The 13,416-nt window shown below is 65.6% G+C and carries 14 protein-coding genes; 4 read left to right on the top strand and 10 right to left on the bottom strand.

The annotated features are described in order from the left end of the window. Positions 1-21 precede the first annotated feature (21 nt). Complete coding sequence (locus J2W36_RS11100) at positions 22-930, top strand: 4-hydroxy-tetrahydrodipicolinate synthase family protein (RefSeq protein ID WP_307689786.1); 909 nt, start codon at positions 22-24, stop codon at positions 928-930. On the opposite strand, the gene J2W36_RS11095 is transcribed toward J2W36_RS11100, so the two are convergent. From J2W36_RS11095 to J2W36_RS11065, 7 genes are read right to left on the bottom strand one after another with little or no spacing between them, the layout of a single operon-like run. After that, a complete protein-coding gene (locus J2W36_RS11095) occupies positions 917-1,165 on the bottom strand; it encodes a MoaD/ThiS family protein (protein WP_307689785.1) in 249 nt (82 codons plus the stop codon). The genes J2W36_RS11100 and J2W36_RS11095 overlap by 14 nt on opposite strands. Continuing rightward, on the bottom strand, positions 1,162-2,415 hold the full coding sequence (locus tag J2W36_RS11090) for a molybdopterin molybdotransferase MoeA (protein WP_307689784.1): 1,254 nt from the start codon (positions 2,413-2,415) through the stop codon (positions 1,162-1,164). The genes J2W36_RS11095 and J2W36_RS11090 overlap by 4 nt, the downstream gene beginning before the upstream one ends. After that, positions 2,408-2,977 carry a molybdopterin-guanine dinucleotide biosynthesis protein B gene (gene mobB / locus J2W36_RS11085; protein ID WP_307689949.1) on the bottom strand — a complete coding sequence of 190 codons (570 nt, stop codon included), beginning with the start codon at positions 2,975-2,977 and terminating at the stop codon, positions 2,408-2,410. Before mobB ends, J2W36_RS11090 begins: the two co-directional genes overlap by 8 nt. Then, a complete protein-coding gene (gene thrC, locus J2W36_RS11080) occupies positions 2,973-4,388 on the bottom strand; it encodes a threonine synthase (protein WP_307689783.1) in 1,416 nt (471 codons plus the stop codon). The genes mobB and thrC overlap by 5 nt, the downstream gene beginning before the upstream one ends. After that, a complete protein-coding gene (locus J2W36_RS11075; RefSeq protein WP_307689782.1) occupies positions 4,388-5,710 on the bottom strand; it encodes a homoserine dehydrogenase in 1,323 nt (440 codons plus the stop codon). Before J2W36_RS11075 ends, thrC begins: the two co-directional genes overlap by 1 nt. A gap of 14 nt (positions 5,711-5,724) precedes the next feature. Continuing rightward, positions 5,725-6,753 carry a DUF1176 domain-containing protein gene (locus J2W36_RS11070; RefSeq protein WP_307689781.1) on the bottom strand — a complete coding sequence of 343 codons (1,029 nt, stop codon included), beginning with the start codon at positions 6,751-6,753 and terminating at the stop codon, positions 5,725-5,727. Further along, a complete protein-coding gene (locus J2W36_RS11065; RefSeq protein WP_307689780.1) occupies positions 6,750-7,982 on the bottom strand; it encodes a pyridoxal phosphate-dependent aminotransferase in 1,233 nt (410 codons plus the stop codon). Before J2W36_RS11065 ends, J2W36_RS11070 begins: the two co-directional genes overlap by 4 nt. 67 nt (positions 7,983-8,049) lie before the next feature. Between J2W36_RS11065 and J2W36_RS11060 the strand changes: the two genes are divergently transcribed. From J2W36_RS11060 to J2W36_RS11050, 3 genes are all read left to right on the top strand, one after another. Further along, the gene (locus J2W36_RS11060) at positions 8,050-8,436 is read left to right on the top strand and encodes an Mth938-like domain-containing protein (RefSeq protein WP_307689948.1); all 387 of its coding nucleotides are present in this window, start codon (positions 8,050-8,052) and stop codon (positions 8,434-8,436) included. A gap of 175 nt (positions 8,437-8,611) precedes the next feature. Beyond that, the gene (locus J2W36_RS11055; RefSeq protein WP_307689779.1) at positions 8,612-9,088 is read left to right on the top strand and encodes a peroxiredoxin; all 477 of its coding nucleotides are present in this window, start codon (positions 8,612-8,614) and stop codon (positions 9,086-9,088) included. Positions 9,089-9,242: 154 nt separating this feature from the next. Further along, the gene (locus J2W36_RS11050; protein ID WP_307689778.1) at positions 9,243-11,039 is read left to right on the top strand and encodes a PhoH family protein; all 1,797 of its coding nucleotides are present in this window, start codon (positions 9,243-9,245) and stop codon (positions 11,037-11,039) included. 33 nt (positions 11,040-11,072) lie between these two features. On the opposite strand, the gene dnaB is transcribed toward J2W36_RS11050, so the two are convergent. The 3 genes from dnaB to rpsR form a co-directional block, all read right to left on the bottom strand. After that, entirely contained in the window at positions 11,073-12,482 is a 1,410-nt protein-coding gene (gene dnaB, locus J2W36_RS11045; protein WP_307689777.1) for a replicative DNA helicase, read from the bottom strand. A gap of 180 nt (positions 12,483-12,662) precedes the next feature. Beyond that, positions 12,663-13,115: a 50S ribosomal protein L9 gene (rplI, locus tag J2W36_RS11040; RefSeq protein ID WP_307689776.1), complete on the bottom strand. Its 453-nt coding sequence runs from the start codon at positions 13,113-13,115 to the stop codon at positions 12,663-12,665. A 15-nt stretch (positions 13,116-13,130) separates the two neighbouring features. Beyond that, complete coding sequence (rpsR, locus tag J2W36_RS11035; RefSeq protein ID WP_007830781.1) at positions 13,131-13,412, bottom strand: 30S ribosomal protein S18; 282 nt, start codon at positions 13,410-13,412, stop codon at positions 13,131-13,133. Positions 13,413-13,416: the final 4 nt, after the last annotated feature.

Genomic DNA, 13,416 nt, shown 5'->3' with positions numbered 1-13,416 from the left:
AATCCTCTCAGGAGTTCTCGCGTGCATCACTTTTCAAACGCTTCCACCACGGCCACCACCGCCGACTTTTCAGGCCTCTGGGTCCCGCTCGTCACCCCGTTTCGGGCGGGTGCCGTCGACCACGTGGCGCTCGCCGCGCTGGCACGCCGGTTGGGGTCCACGGGCATTGCAGGCCTTGTCGTGTGCGGCTCGACCGGCGAAGCCGCCGCGCTCGACGACGACGAGAAGCTGGCGGTGCTCGACACCGTCGCGGCCGCAACGCCCGAGCTGCCACGCATGATGGGCCTGGCCGGCGAGCACCTCGGCCACACCCTGTCGGCAGTGCGACGTCTGGCCAGCCGACCACTGGCCGCGCTGCTGGTGCCGCCGCCGAGCTACATCCGGCCATCGCAGGACGGCCTGCACACCTGGTTCGCCGCCATCGCCGACGCCAGCGGCGTCCCGATCGTGGTCTACGACATTCCCTACCGCACTGGCAGCACGCTCGCCCTGTCGACGATGCGCGCACTGGCCGAGCACCCCCGCATCCAGGCGGTGAAGGATTGCGGCGGCGACGCGGGCAAGACCCGCGCGTTGCTGGCCGATGGCCGCCTGCAGATGCTCGCCGGCGAGGACGCCCAGATCTTCAGCCTGCTCTGCGAGGGTGGCACGGGCGCCATTGCTGCGAGCGCGCATCTGCATACCGACCGCTTCGTCGCCATGATGCGAGCGATCCGCGAGGAGCGCCTTGCCGACGCACGCGGGCTCTGGCAAGCATTGGTGCCGCTGATCGACGCGATGTTTGCCGAACCGAATCCGGCGGCTGTGAAGGCATTGCTGGCGCACCAGGGCGACCTGGCGGACGAACTGCGCGCGCCGATGACGCCTGCGAGCGCCGCATTGCGCACGCGCCTGCTGGCGGCGCACGCGGCCGTGCTCAGCCCCCGGTGACGGGCGGGAAGAACGCGACTTCGCTGCCGTCGCGCAGCGGCGCGCTTTCGGCGCTCATGACCTGGTCGAGCGCCATGCGCACGGCCTTGCCATGCGCCAGCGCGCTAGCGTAGGCACCGCCACGCGCGATGAGTTCCTCGCGCAGCGCCGCCAGCGTGGGGGCGCTGGACTCGATCGTTTCGCCGCTGCCGAGCGCTTCGCGCACGGAGGCGAAATAACGGATGGAAATCTTCATGCGAGCAAGGTGTCGAAACCGATGAACTGAACCAGGGCGCCCGCGCGGAAGGCTTGGCCGGCGGGCGTGTCGATCACGCCGTCGCCCCACACCGTGGAGGTGAGGACGCCGGAGCTCTGGTTGGGAAACAGGTCGAGCCCGCCCGCGGCATTTCGGCGCGCGCGCAGGAACTCACGGCGGCGATCGGGGCGCAGCCAGTCGAAGTCGGCACGCATCGGCACCGGCACCGGCGCCACCCGCGTCGCGCCCTGCAGCGTCAGCAGGAAGGGGCGCACGAGCAGCAAGAAGGTGAGAAAGCTCGACACCGGGTTGCCCGGCAGCCCCGTCACGTGTGCATTGCCGATACGGCCATAGGCGAAGGGCTTGCCGGGCTTCATCGACAGCGACCACAGCTGCAGTTCGCCCAGCGCCTGCACGGCAGCCTTGATGTGGTCCTCTTCGCCCACCGACACGCCGCCGGTGGTGACGATCAGGTCGTTGTGCGCGGCGGCCGTGCGCAGCGCCTCGATGGTGGCATCGCGCCGGTCGGGCACGATGCCCATGTCGCTCACCTCGCAGCCCAGCCGCGTGAGCAGCGCGCGCATGAAGAAGCGGTTCGAGTTGTAGATGGCGCCGGGCTTCATCGCCTCGGGCGCCACCTCGCCAGGCATCACCAGTTCGTCACCGGTCGACAGCAGCACCACACGCGGGCGCCGAGCGACCTGCAGCCGGTCCATGCCGACACTGGCGGCCAGGCCCAGCGCAGCCGGTGTGAGGCGCGTGCCCTGCGCGAGCACCACGTCGCCGCTGGCCACATCCTCGCCCGCGCGTCGGATCCATTGGCCCGCGGTCGGGGGCAGGCCGATGCGCACGCGGCCCAGCCCGCCGTCTTCCGGCAGCGCCGTGGCGTCTTCCTGCATCACGATGGCATCGGCGCCTTCGGGAACCTGCGCGCCGGTGAAGATGCGCGCGGCCGTGCCGGCCAGCAGCGGTGTGCCGACCGTGCCGGCCGGTATACGTTGCGCCACCACGAGTTCGGCCGCAGGCGCGGCGCAATCCGCCGCGCGCACGGCATAGCCGTCCATGGAGCTGTTGTCGCGGGGCGGCACGGTGAGGCCGGAGACCACGTCCTGTGCCAGCACGCGGCCGTCGGCCTCGAAGGTCGACACCCATTCGGTACCGACGCGCGGCGTCGCCTGCGCGAGCAGGCGGGCAAGCGCCTCGTCCAGCGGCATCAACGGTGGTCGCGAAGAAGGAGCAGGGTTAGACATGGCTTTCCACCTTGTATTCGAAGCGCGTCGCGTGGGCGAGCAGCCAGGCGCCGATCGCATCGACGTCGTTGACGTCGAAGACCGGCAGCGAGAAGTCTGGCGGCAGCCGCCCGGGTGCATCCGTCGCGATACCGACAATGCAGGCGTCGTCGGGATAGCGCAAGGGCCGCGGCTTTTCCCCTGGCTGCGGCTCTCGCCAGATCTCGATCTTGGGCAGGTCGCTCTGCTTGAAGCCTTCGACCAGCACCCAGTCCACCCCAGGATCGAGCTCGGCCAGAAGCGCATGCACCGACAGCACGGTCGGTTGCTGCTCGAACTCGCGGATCAGCGCGAGCCGCCGGTCGGACGCGACCACCACCTCGAAGGCACCGGCCTCGCGATGGCGAAAGGTGTCCTTGCCCGCATGGTCGATGTCGAACTTGTGGTGCGCATGCTTGACCACCGACACCCGCTGACCCTGCAGCTTGAGCACCGGGATCAGGCGCTCCACCAGCGTGGTCTTGCCCGCGCCCGAATAGCCCGCAAAACTGACGACGTTCATGCGCGGTGCAACCGCTTCAATCGCAATGCGCGGCGATGTAGGCCTTCACGGCCTCCGCGTCGCGCGGCAGCTTGACGACGCGCTTGGGCAGCGCCTCGATGCCTTCGAAGCGGGCCGGCCGGGACGGCTCGTGGCCCAGGGCCTCGACGAGGGTCGCCGCAAACTTGATGGGCAGCGCCGTCTCCAGCACCACCATGGCCACGCCTGGCGTGATGTGCTCGCGCGCGGCCTTCAGGCCATCGGCCGTGTGCGTGTCGACCAGCGTCGCGAAACGCTTGTCGGTGTCGCGAATGGTGGCCAGGCGGTCGGCGTGCGTGCTGCGGCTGCTGGCGAAGCCAAAGCGCGTGGCCGCCAGCGCGAAGGCCGGGTCGGCGCTCAGGTCGAAGCGACCCGTGCGACCGATCTCGGTCTCGAACAGTGCGCGCGTGCGTTCGCCGCTGCGACCCAGCAGGTCGAACACGAAGCGCTCGAAGTTGCTCGCCTTGCTGATGTCCATCGACGGGCTGGAGGTTTCATGCGTGTCGGCCGCACTGCGCACGCGGTAGACGCCGGTGCGGAAGAACTCGTCGAGCACGTCGTTCTCGTTGGTGGCAACCACCAGCGTGTGGATGGGCAGGCCCATCATGCGCGCCACGTGGCCGGCGCAGACGTTGCCGAAGTTGCCCGACGGCACGGTGAAGCTCACCTGCCTGTCGTTCGAGCCCGTGGCCTGGAAGTACCCGGCGAAGTAGTACACGACCTGCGCGAGCAGACGCGCCCAGTTGATCGAGTTGACCGTGCCGATCTTGTACTTGCGCTTGAACGCCAGGTCGTTGGACACCGCCTTGACGATGTCCTGGCAGTCGTCGAACACGCCGTCGATGGCGATGTTGTGGATGTTGGCGTCCTGCAGGCTGAACATCTGCGCCTGCTGGAACGGGCTCATGCGGCCGTCCGGCGAGGTCATGAAGACACGCACCCCTTTCTTGCCGCGCATCGCATACTCGGCCGCACTGCCCGTGTCGCCGCTGGTGGCGCCCAGGATGTTGAGCTCTTCGCCGCGGCGGCCCAGTTCGTATTCGAACAGGTTGCCCAGCAACTGCATCGCCATGTCCTTGAACGCGAGCGTCGGGCCGTTCGACAGCGCTTCGAGGTACACGCCGTCCTCGAGTTCGCGCAGGGGCACGATCTCGTCCGTGCCGAACACTTCGGGCGTGTACGTCTTCACGCACAGCGCGTGGAGTTCCTCGGCAGGAATGTCGTCGATGTAGAGCGACAGGATCTCGAAGGCGAGATCGGCATACGAGAGCGTGCGCCATTGGGCCAACTGGGTCGCATCGACCTGCGGATAGTGGGTGGGCAGGTACAGCCCGCCATCGGGTGCGAGGCCTTCGAGCAGGATGTCGCAGAACCGGCGAGGCGTCTGGTCGCCTCGGGTGGAAAAGTAACGCATCAGGCCAGCTCCTCCTTGCGGATGCGCACGATCGGCGCGAGCACGGTCGGCAGCGATTGCAGCTGCGCCATGGCGTCGTCGAGCGTGCCTTCACGGGTGTTGTGGGTCAGGATGATCAGGTCGGTCTGGGTCGAGCCTTCGCCGCCCACTTCGTCGGCCTCGCGCTGCAGCACCGCGTCGATGCTGATGCCGGCGGTGGCCAGCAGGCCGGTCACCTGGGCCAGCACGCCGGCCTCGTCGGCCACGCGAAGGCGCAGGTAGTAGCTGGTCACGACCTCACGCATCGGCACCACGACCAGGTCGCTCATGGCGTTCGGATGAAAGGCCAGGTAGGGCACGCGGTGGGCGGCATCGGCGCTGTGCAGGCGCGTGATGTCGACCAGGTCGGCGATCACCGAAGAGGCCGTCGGCTCGCTGCCCGCACCCTTGCCGTAGTAGAGCGTGGTGCCGACGGCATCGCCGTGCACGACCACGGCGTTCATCGCCCCTTCGACGTTGGCCAGCAGGCGCTTGGCCGGCACCAGGCTCGGGTGCACACGCAGCTCGATGCCATCCTTGGCGCGGCGCGTGATGCCCAGCAGCTTGATGCGGTAGCCCAGTTGCTCGGCGTACTTGATGTCCTGCGCCGCGAGCTTGGTGATGCCTTCGACGTGCGCGCGGTCGAACTGCACCGGCATGCCAAAGGCGATGGCGCTCATCAGCGTGACCTTGTGCGCGGCATCGACACCTTCGATGTCGAAGGTCGGATCGGCCTCGGCGTACCCCAGGCGCTGCGCCTCCTGGAGCACCGTCGCAAAGTCCAGGCCCTTGTCGCGCATCTCGGAAAGGATGAAGTTGGTGGTGCCGTTGATGATGCCGGCGATCCACTGAATGCTGTTGGCCGTCAGGCCCTCGCGCAGTGCCTTGATGATCGGAATGCCACCGGCCACCGCGGCCTCGAAGGCCACCATCACGCCCTTTGTCTGGGCCGCCGCGAAGATCTCGGTGCCATGCACTGCCAGCAGCGCCTTGTTGGCCGTCACCACGTGCTTGCCGGCCGCAATGGCTTCGAGCACCAGCTCCTTGGCAATGCCGTAGCCGCCGATGAGTTCGACCACGATGTCGATCTCGGGGTTGGCGATCACGGCACGCGCATCGACCACCACCTGGACGCCGTCGCCCACGATGGAGCGCGCACGCTCGAGGTTGCGCGCCGCGACCATGGTGACTTCAATGCCACGCCCGGCACGGCGTTTGATTTCTTCCTGGTTTCGCTGGAGCACGTTGAAGGTGCCGCTTCCGACGGTGCCGATGCCCAGCAGGCCGACTTGGATGGGTTTCATGGAGGAGGTCGCGTTCATGGTTTGGATGGGGTAGCGGCAGGCGCAAAGACGACGCGGCTGACGTAGCTGAGCAGACTCCAGGCGCCGCCGGCAAAGCCGCGGCACATGCTGTCGCCGACGGCAGCGGTACGCACGAATTCCTTGCCGTTGAAGTGCCACGTCTCGCTCGACCAGCAGTCGCCGACACCGCGGTTCTTGAAGGCCGCAGTGACACTGGCGTCCCTGCTGTCGTAGTCACCGGTCACCTTGAGGGCGACGGGCGCGTAGGGCGGCTTGTCGTTGGCGGTCCAGAGCAAAGTCAGGGAGTTGTAGGCACCCGCGCTGCAGCCAAGGGACAGCATCACCTTGCTGCCGCTCAGTCGAACGACGCCGAGCGACTGGGCGCCCACGCCTGCGCTGTCGTTACAGCGCTCCTTGACTTCAGTGAGGTCGATCAGCGGGAAGATGCGCGCGGCCAGCGCCGCGTCCTCGGGCCGCGTGGCGGGCGGCCTGACGGCATGCACCACCGGCGCGTCTACAGGCCGCAGCACGGAAGATTCGGGCTTGGCGCCGCGACGCACCAGCGCGCCCGGTGTTCCCACCCGGCCTTGCACTTCGTCCATCTTCAACAGCACGGCAGTGAGGCCGGTGAGCGACAGCGTCCAGGCGCCGCGATTTCCGGCGACGATGGTCGCCTCTTCGCTCGCGAGCAACGCCGGAAGAATGGTGCGGACCTGCTTCGCATCGAAGCTCGGCGCATCACCCTGAAGGCCGGACACGGTGGCACTGCCAACCTTGAACCGCAACGTGCCTTTGACTTCGGCCTCGCCGCCGATCTGCAGTTCGACATCGATGGCCGTGCCCGGCCCTGCGGCGCGGGTGATGCGCATCGACACCGGCTCCGACTTGGTGCTTTCGTCCTGGTAGCCCGCGGCCCGGCAGGTGCGCGTGTTGTCGCAGACGAGCTCCCAGTCACCGTGCGAAAACGCGACAGGGTCCTGCCCGGCCGCGCCGGCGACCGATGTCGCCAGCGACAGCGTCGCAGCTAGCCAGGCGAATGTCATGCCCCCTCGCCGCCGCGCAGCCGGTAGCGCTCGAGGAATTTCGCGATCCGCTGGATCGCTTCGCGCAGGTCTTCCTCATGGGGCAGGAAGACGATGCGGAAGTGGTCGGGCGTGGCCCAGTTGAAGCCGGTGCCCTGCACCAGCATCACCTTGGTTTCCTTGAGCAGTTCAAGGAAAAACTGGCGGTCGTCCTTGATCGGGTAGACCGCGGGGTCGAGCCTGGGGAACATGTAGAGCGCGGCCACAGGCTTCACGCAACTCACGCCCGGGATGGCCGTGATCAGCTCGTAGGCCAGGTCGCGCTGCCGACGCAGGCGGCCGCCCTTGCCGACCAGATCGTTGATGCTCTGGTAGCCACCCAGGGCCGTCTGGATGGCCCACTGACCCGGCACGTTGGCGCACAGGCGCATGTTCGAGAGCATGGTCAGGCCCTCGATATAGTCGCGCGCAGGCTTCTTGTCGCCCGACACCACCAGCCAGCCAGCGCGATAGCCGCAGGAGCGGTAGCTCTTGGAGAGCGAGTTGAAGGTCAGCGTGAGCACGTCGGTCGACAGGCTCGCGATGGCCGTGTGCCTGACGTCGTCGTAGAGCACCTTGTCGTAGACCTCGTCGGCGAACAGCACGAGGCCGTGTTCGCGTGCGATCGCCACGATGCCCTTGAGCAGTTCGACCGAATAGAGTGCGCCGGTCGGGTTGTTCGGATTGATGACCACGATGCCCTTGGTGCGCGGCGTGATCTTGGCGCGCATGTCGTCCAGGTCGGGCATCCAGCCGTTGGCCTCGTCGCAAAGGTAGTGCACCGGCTTGCCGCCCGACAGGCTGGTCGCGGCGGTCCACAACGGATAGTCCGGCGCGGGCAGCAGCAACTCGTCGCCGTCGTCGAGCAAGGCATTGGTCGACATGGCGATCAGCTCGCTCGCGCCGTTGCCCAGATAGATGTCGTCCAGCGTGACCCCTGCAATGCCCTGCTTCTGGGTCTCGTGCATGACCGCCTTGCGCGCAGCGAAGATGCCCTTGCTGTCCGAATAACCCGCCGACGCCGGCAGGTTGCGGATCATGTCCTGCTGGACTTCTTCCGGAGCGTCGAAGCCGAACACGGCGAGATTGCCGATGTTGAGCTTGATGATCTTCTGGCCTTCTTCCTCCATGCGCTGCGCCGCCTCCATGATGGGGCCGCGGATGTCATAGAGCACATTGGCCAGCTTGGCCGATTTCTTGAGCTGTTTCAAAGTCCCTCCAGAGGGCTCTTGCATAGGGAAAACCTATAATTTGACCACAGTTCCCAACACCCTCTCGATGAAGCTCCAGCCCGACAGACCCGACGTCCAGACAGTGACCGCGCACGGCCCCGGCTGGCTTGCCGTGAACAACGAAAAAATCCATTCCAGCGTGGTGATCGGTTCGAACGGCGAACGCTTTGCCTGGGATTGCGCCGATTTCTCCAGCCTGGAGGCGCGGCACTTTGCGCAGCTGGCAGAACTTGGGGCCGAAATGGTCATCTTCGGCAGCGGGAGCCGGATCCGCTTTCCGCAACCCGTCTGGCTCCAGCCCCTCATGGCGCGTCGCATCGGGCTGGAAACCATGGACACGGCGGCGGCCTGCCGCACGTACAACATCCTGGCAGGCGAAGGACGTCATGTGCTCGCCGCGCTGTTGATCGAACAGCCAGCGGCTGGCAAGTGACCCCCATTTCGGAGTAAAATCGCAGGTTGCAAACCGGCGATCCGCCAGCGAGCCTTGCCCCAGCCGACTGCATTCAAGTGCAGTCCGCGAAGCTATCTTGCGCAGTTAAGCAACGACCAATCCTCCAATGCAGGCACCACCTTGCAGTTGGAATCCAACGGAGAAAACAAGTTTCATGGCGATCGTTGTCAACAAACCCATCCCCGAATTCGAGTCTAACGCCACCGGCGGCCTCAAGGTCTCGAACACCTCGCACCTCGGCCATGTGCTGGTGATGTACTTCTATCCGAAAGACAACACACCCGGTTGTACCACCGAAGCAATGCAGTTTCGCGATCATTACAAGGACTTTGTAAAAGCTGGCGCCACGGTGTTCGGCGTGTCGCGCGACAACATGAAGTCGCATGACGACTTCAAGGCCAAGCTCGAACTCCCCTTCGAACTGATTGCCGACACTGAAGAAAAGATGTGCCACATGTTCGGCGTGGTCAAGAACAAGATCATGTACGGCAAGAAGGTCAAGGGCATCGAGCGCAGCACCTTCCTGATCGGCGCGGACGGCGTGCTGAAGGCGGAATGGCGCGGCCTCAAGGTGCCGGGCCACGTCGAAGACGTGCTCAAGGCAGTGAAAGCGCTGAAAAAGGCCGCCTGATCGCGCATTGCAGATTGCGGAGCGGGTCCGCGCGATGTGCATAATGGCCGCATGCCATTGCGCATCATGACCGCACCCACCAAAAGAAGCCGCCCTGGCAGTCAGGCGGCTTTTTGGCTTTCTGGCCCCCTCTTTCTTGCGAGCGAACTGCTACATGCCCTTGCCTCCCGCCCCCAATAAACGCGCAGCCCTCCTTTCGCCTGACGCGATCGACGCGCCCGCACGAGCCTCGCAAAAGCCAGCGCGCCGCACCAGCAACCGGGGCGCTGACGATGTGCGAAACGCGGCACCGAAGACACTGGAGCGCTTCGACGCCACGCAGGACGCTGGTGCTGCGCCCGCCGTTGCGCGCCAGATCGAGACCAAGCCACGTCCTGCCGCCCGGACCGAGCCCGCGCCAGCGCCCGAACGCATGCCCCCTGTGCGTGCAGAACGCGCGCCAGCACCTGCCGCCATAGCGCCCGCACCCGCACCCGCACCGGTGTTGGCTGCGGCGGCGGCACCTGCGCCCGCCGTCCGCGCCCGCCGCAAGGCCAGCGGGCCGGCCAAGCTCTTCGTGCTCGACACCAACGTGCTGCTGCACGACCCGATGTGCCTGTTCCGCTTCGAGGAGCACGACATCTACCTGCCGATGATCGTGCTCGAGGAGCTCGACGGCCACAAGAAGGGCACGACCGAAGTCGCACGCAACGGCCGCCAAACCAGCCGCACGCTGGACGCACTGGCCGGCGCCAAGGACGCCGACATCGCCAAGGGACTGAAGCTCGACGCCACGGGCCATCGCGGCGCCGGCGGCAAGCTGTTCTTCCAGACCGAGACGCTCGACTACACGCTGCCAACGAGCCTGCCCCAGGGCAAGGCCGACAACCAGATCCTTGGCGTGGTGCAGTCGCTGCGCGACAAGTACGCCAAAGACGCGCCGGGCCGGCCCAAACAGGAAGTGGTGCTGGTGTCCAAGGACATCAACATGCGCGTCAAGGCGCGTGCGCTGGGCCTGGCCGCCGACGACTACCAGAACGACAAGACGCTGGAAGACGGCGATCTGCTTTATGCCGGCTCGCTCGCACTGCCACCGGACTTCTGGACGCGCCAGAGCAAGACGGTGGAGAGCTGGCAGAGTGGCAGCAGCACCTATTACCGCATCAGCGGCCCTCTGGTGCCCAACCTCTACATCAACCAGTTCGTCTATTTCGAGGCACCGGGCGAGCCGAGCATGTACGCGCGCGTCACCGAGATCCGCGACAAGACGGCCGTGCTCAAGACCCTCAAGGACTACAGCTCCGGCAAGAATGCAGTGTGGGGCGTCTCGACGAAGAACCGCGAACAGAATTTCGCGATGAACCTGCTGATGGACCCGGAGATCGACTTCGTCACGCTCACCGGCACGGCCGGCACCGGCAAGACGCTCATGGCGCTGGCCTCCGGCCTGACCCAGGTGCTCGACGACCGCCGCTACACCGAGATCATCATGACCCGAGCGACGGTGAGCGTGGGCGAGGACATCGGCTTCCTGCCCGGCACCGAAGAAGAAAAGATGGGCCCATGGATGGGCGCGCTCGACGACAACCTCGAGTTCCTGGCCAAGGGTGACGGCGGGGGCGCCGGTGAATGGGGCCGCGCGGCCACCAACGAACTGATCCGAAGCCGCATCAAGATCAAGAGCATGAACTTCATGCGCGGACGCACCTTCCTCAACAAGTACGTGATCATCGACGAGGCGCAGAACCTGACGCCCAAGCAGATGAAGACGCTGATCACCCGCGCGGGGCCGGGCACCAAGATCATCTGCATGGGCAACCTGGCGCAGATCGACACGCCCTACCTCACCGAAGGCTCGTCGGGCCTCACCTTCGCGGTCGACAAGTTCAAAGGCTGGCCGCACAGCGGGCACATCACGCTCGCACGCGGAGAGCGCTCGCGACTGGCGGATTTCGCAAGCGAGGTGCTTTGACCCACGGCCATCGGTACGCCGCGGCGGCGGCGCTCAGAAGTCGTTGCCGTAACCGCCGCCAGCCAGGCTCTCGAACTTGGTGATCGACTTCAGGAAGGCCAGCTTCACCGTGCCCGTCGGGCCATTGCGCTGCTTGCTGATGATCACCTCGGCCACGCCGGGCTCCTTGCTGTTCTTGTCGTAGTAGTCGTCGCGGTAGATGAACATGATCACGTCCGCGTCCTGCTCGATGGCACCCGATTCGCGCAGGTCGCTCATCATCGGGCGCTTGTCGGTGCGCGACTCCACGCCACGGCTCAACTGCGACAGCGCGATCACCGGGCACTTGAGTTCCTTGGCAAGCATCTTCAGGCCCCGCGAGATTTCGCCGACGGCCGTGGCGCGGTTCTCGTCGTTCATGGCGCTCGACACGCTCATGAGCTGCAGGTAATCGACCACGATCAGCCCGAGCTGGCCGCAGGTGCGGGCCAGCCGCCGCGAGTTGGCGCGCAACTCGCTGGTCGTCAGGCCAGGTGTTTCGTCGATGTGCAATGAGATGGTGCGCAGCTTTTCAATCGCCTCGGTCAGGCGCGGCCATTCCTCGTCGGTGAGCTTGCCTGTGCGCAGGTGACCCTGGTCGATGCGGCCGATCGAGCCGACGATACGCACCGCCAACTGGGCAGCACCCATTTCCATGGAGAACACCGCCACGGGCAGGCCTTCATTGAGTGCCACGTGTTCGGCAATGTTGATGGCGAAGGCGGTCTTGCCCATCGACGGGCGCGCCGCCAACACGATCATGTCGCCGGCCTGGAAGCCGGAGGTCATGCGGTCGAGGTCGACGAAGCCGGTGGGCACACCCGTGATGTCGTTCGGGTTGTCCGCCATCTCGGTCACGCGGTCCAGCAGGTCGACCACCAGGGTGTGCATCCCCTGGAAGCCCTGCTTCATGCGCGAGCCTTCCTCGCCGATGTTGAAGATCTTCTGTTCGGCTTCGTCGAGAATCTTGTCGACCGCCTTGCCTTGGGGATTGAAGGCTTCGGTCGCAATCTCGTCGGCAGCCGAGACCAGCTTGCGCAGGATCGAACGCTCGCGCACGATCTCCGCGTAACGTCGGATGTTGCTCGCGCTGGGCACGTACTGCGCGAGCGAGTTGAGGTAGACGAGACCGCCGATGTCGTCGGCCTTGCCAAGGTTCTGCAGCTGCTCGAACACCGTGATCACGTCCGCCGGCTTCGACGCGTTGATGAGCGTGCCGATGGCTGCGTAGATCAGCTTGTGTTCGTAGCGATAGAAGTCGCCGTCGACCAGCAGGTCACCCATGCGGTCCCAGGCCCCGTTGTCCAGCAGCAGCCCACCGAGCACGCTGGACTCCGCCTCGATCGAATGGGGCGGAATGCGCAACTGCGCGACTTGGCGATCGGCCGACGCATCGTGATCGGCATAGGAGAAAACGGCGGACATTGATTTCCTTGCAACCGCCCATGCTACGACGCATGGGCAGAACGCACCACTGGATAACACTGTGGATAAACAGTGATTTTTCGGTGGAGCGACGAGGACAACCTTGCACAAAAAGGCAATCCCCAAAACAAAAGCCGCCCGAAGGCGGCCTTTGGCGCGCGCACGAAGCGCGTCGGACGATCAGGCGGTTTCGCCGTACACCGTCACGGTGATGTCGACCACGACGTCGGTGTGCAGCGAAACGCTCACGGTGCTGTCGCCAACGACCTTGATCTGGCCGTTGGGCATGCGCACCTGCGACTTGGCCACCTTGTAGCCGAGCTTGTTCAGCTCTTCGGCAATGTCACCGTTGGTGACCGAGCCGAACAGGCGACCATCGACGCCCGCCTTTTGCGTGACCTTGACGACCGAGCCTGCGAGCTTTTCGCCCTGGGCTTGCGAGTCGGCCAGCTTGGCAGCCGCAGCCTTTTCGAGTTCGACGCGCTTGGCTTCGAATTCGGCCTTGTTGGCAGTCGTTGCACGGCGTGCACGGCCGGTAGGGATCAGGAAATTGCGGGCGTAGCCGTCCTTGACCTTGACGATGTCGCCCAGGGCGCCGACGTTCAGGACCTTGTCCAGAAGAATGATTTGCATGGTGTCTGGCTCCTCTTAGACGCGGTGCTGGTCGCTGTAGGGCACCATCGCCAGGAAGCGCGCACGCTTGATGGCGGTGTTCAGCTGACGCTGGTAGATCGCGCGCGTGCCGGTCAGGCGTGCGGGAATGATCTTGCCGTTTTCGCTGATGAAGTCACGCAGCGTGTCGATGTCCTTGTAGTCGATTTCTTCGACGCCGGCGACGGTGAAGCGGCAGAAGCGCTTGCGCTTGAACAGCAGCGACTGGGTGTTGCGCTTGGGGCGCTTGTCTTTGTTGAATTTCTTGAACGTGGCCATTTCG

The sequence above is a fragment of the Variovorax ginsengisoli genome (genome assembly GCF_030811835.1).
Taxonomy (GTDB): domain Bacteria; phylum Pseudomonadota; class Gammaproteobacteria; order Burkholderiales; family Burkholderiaceae_C; genus Variovorax; species Variovorax ginsengisoli_C.
The sequence above is the reverse complement of the archived record's forward strand: the minus strand, read 5'-3'. Positions and strand labels throughout refer to the sequence as shown.

Excerpts from the sequence above, each read along its gene's own strand:
- rpsR (WP_007830781.1), bottom strand. The coding sequence starts at position 13,412 with ATGGCCACGTTCAAGAAATTCAACAAAGACAAGCGCCCCAAGCGCAAC.
- dnaB (WP_307689777.1), bottom strand. The coding sequence starts at position 12,482 with ATGTCCGCCGTTTTCTCCTATGCCGATCACGATGCGTCGGCCGATCGC.
- thrC (WP_307689783.1), bottom strand. The coding sequence starts at position 4,388 with ATGCGTTACTTTTCCACCCGAGGCGACCAGACGCCTCGCCGGTTCTGC.
- rplI (WP_307689776.1), bottom strand. The coding sequence starts at position 13,115 with ATGCAAATCATTCTTCTGGACAAGGTCCTGAACGTCGGCGCCCTGGGC.
- J2W36_RS11075 (WP_307689782.1), bottom strand. The coding sequence starts at position 5,710 with ATGAAACCCATCCAAGTCGGCCTGCTGGGCATCGGCACCGTCGGAAGC.
- J2W36_RS11050 (WP_307689778.1), top strand. The coding sequence starts at position 9,243 with ATGCCCTTGCCTCCCGCCCCCAATAAACGCGCAGCCCTCCTTTCGCCT.
- J2W36_RS11070 (WP_307689781.1), bottom strand. The coding sequence starts at position 6,753 with ATGACATTCGCCTGGCTAGCTGCGACGCTGTCGCTGGCGACATCGGTC.
- J2W36_RS11090 (WP_307689784.1), bottom strand. The coding sequence starts at position 2,415 with ATGTCTAACCCTGCTCCTTCTTCGCGACCACCGTTGATGCCGCTGGAC.
- J2W36_RS11095 (WP_307689785.1), bottom strand. The coding sequence starts at position 1,165 with ATGAAGATTTCCATCCGTTATTTCGCCTCCGTGCGCGAAGCGCTCGGC.
- J2W36_RS11055 (WP_307689779.1), top strand. The coding sequence starts at position 8,612 with ATGGCGATCGTTGTCAACAAACCCATCCCCGAATTCGAGTCTAACGCC.
- J2W36_RS11060 (WP_307689948.1), top strand. The coding sequence starts at position 8,050 with ATGAAGCTCCAGCCCGACAGACCCGACGTCCAGACAGTGACCGCGCAC.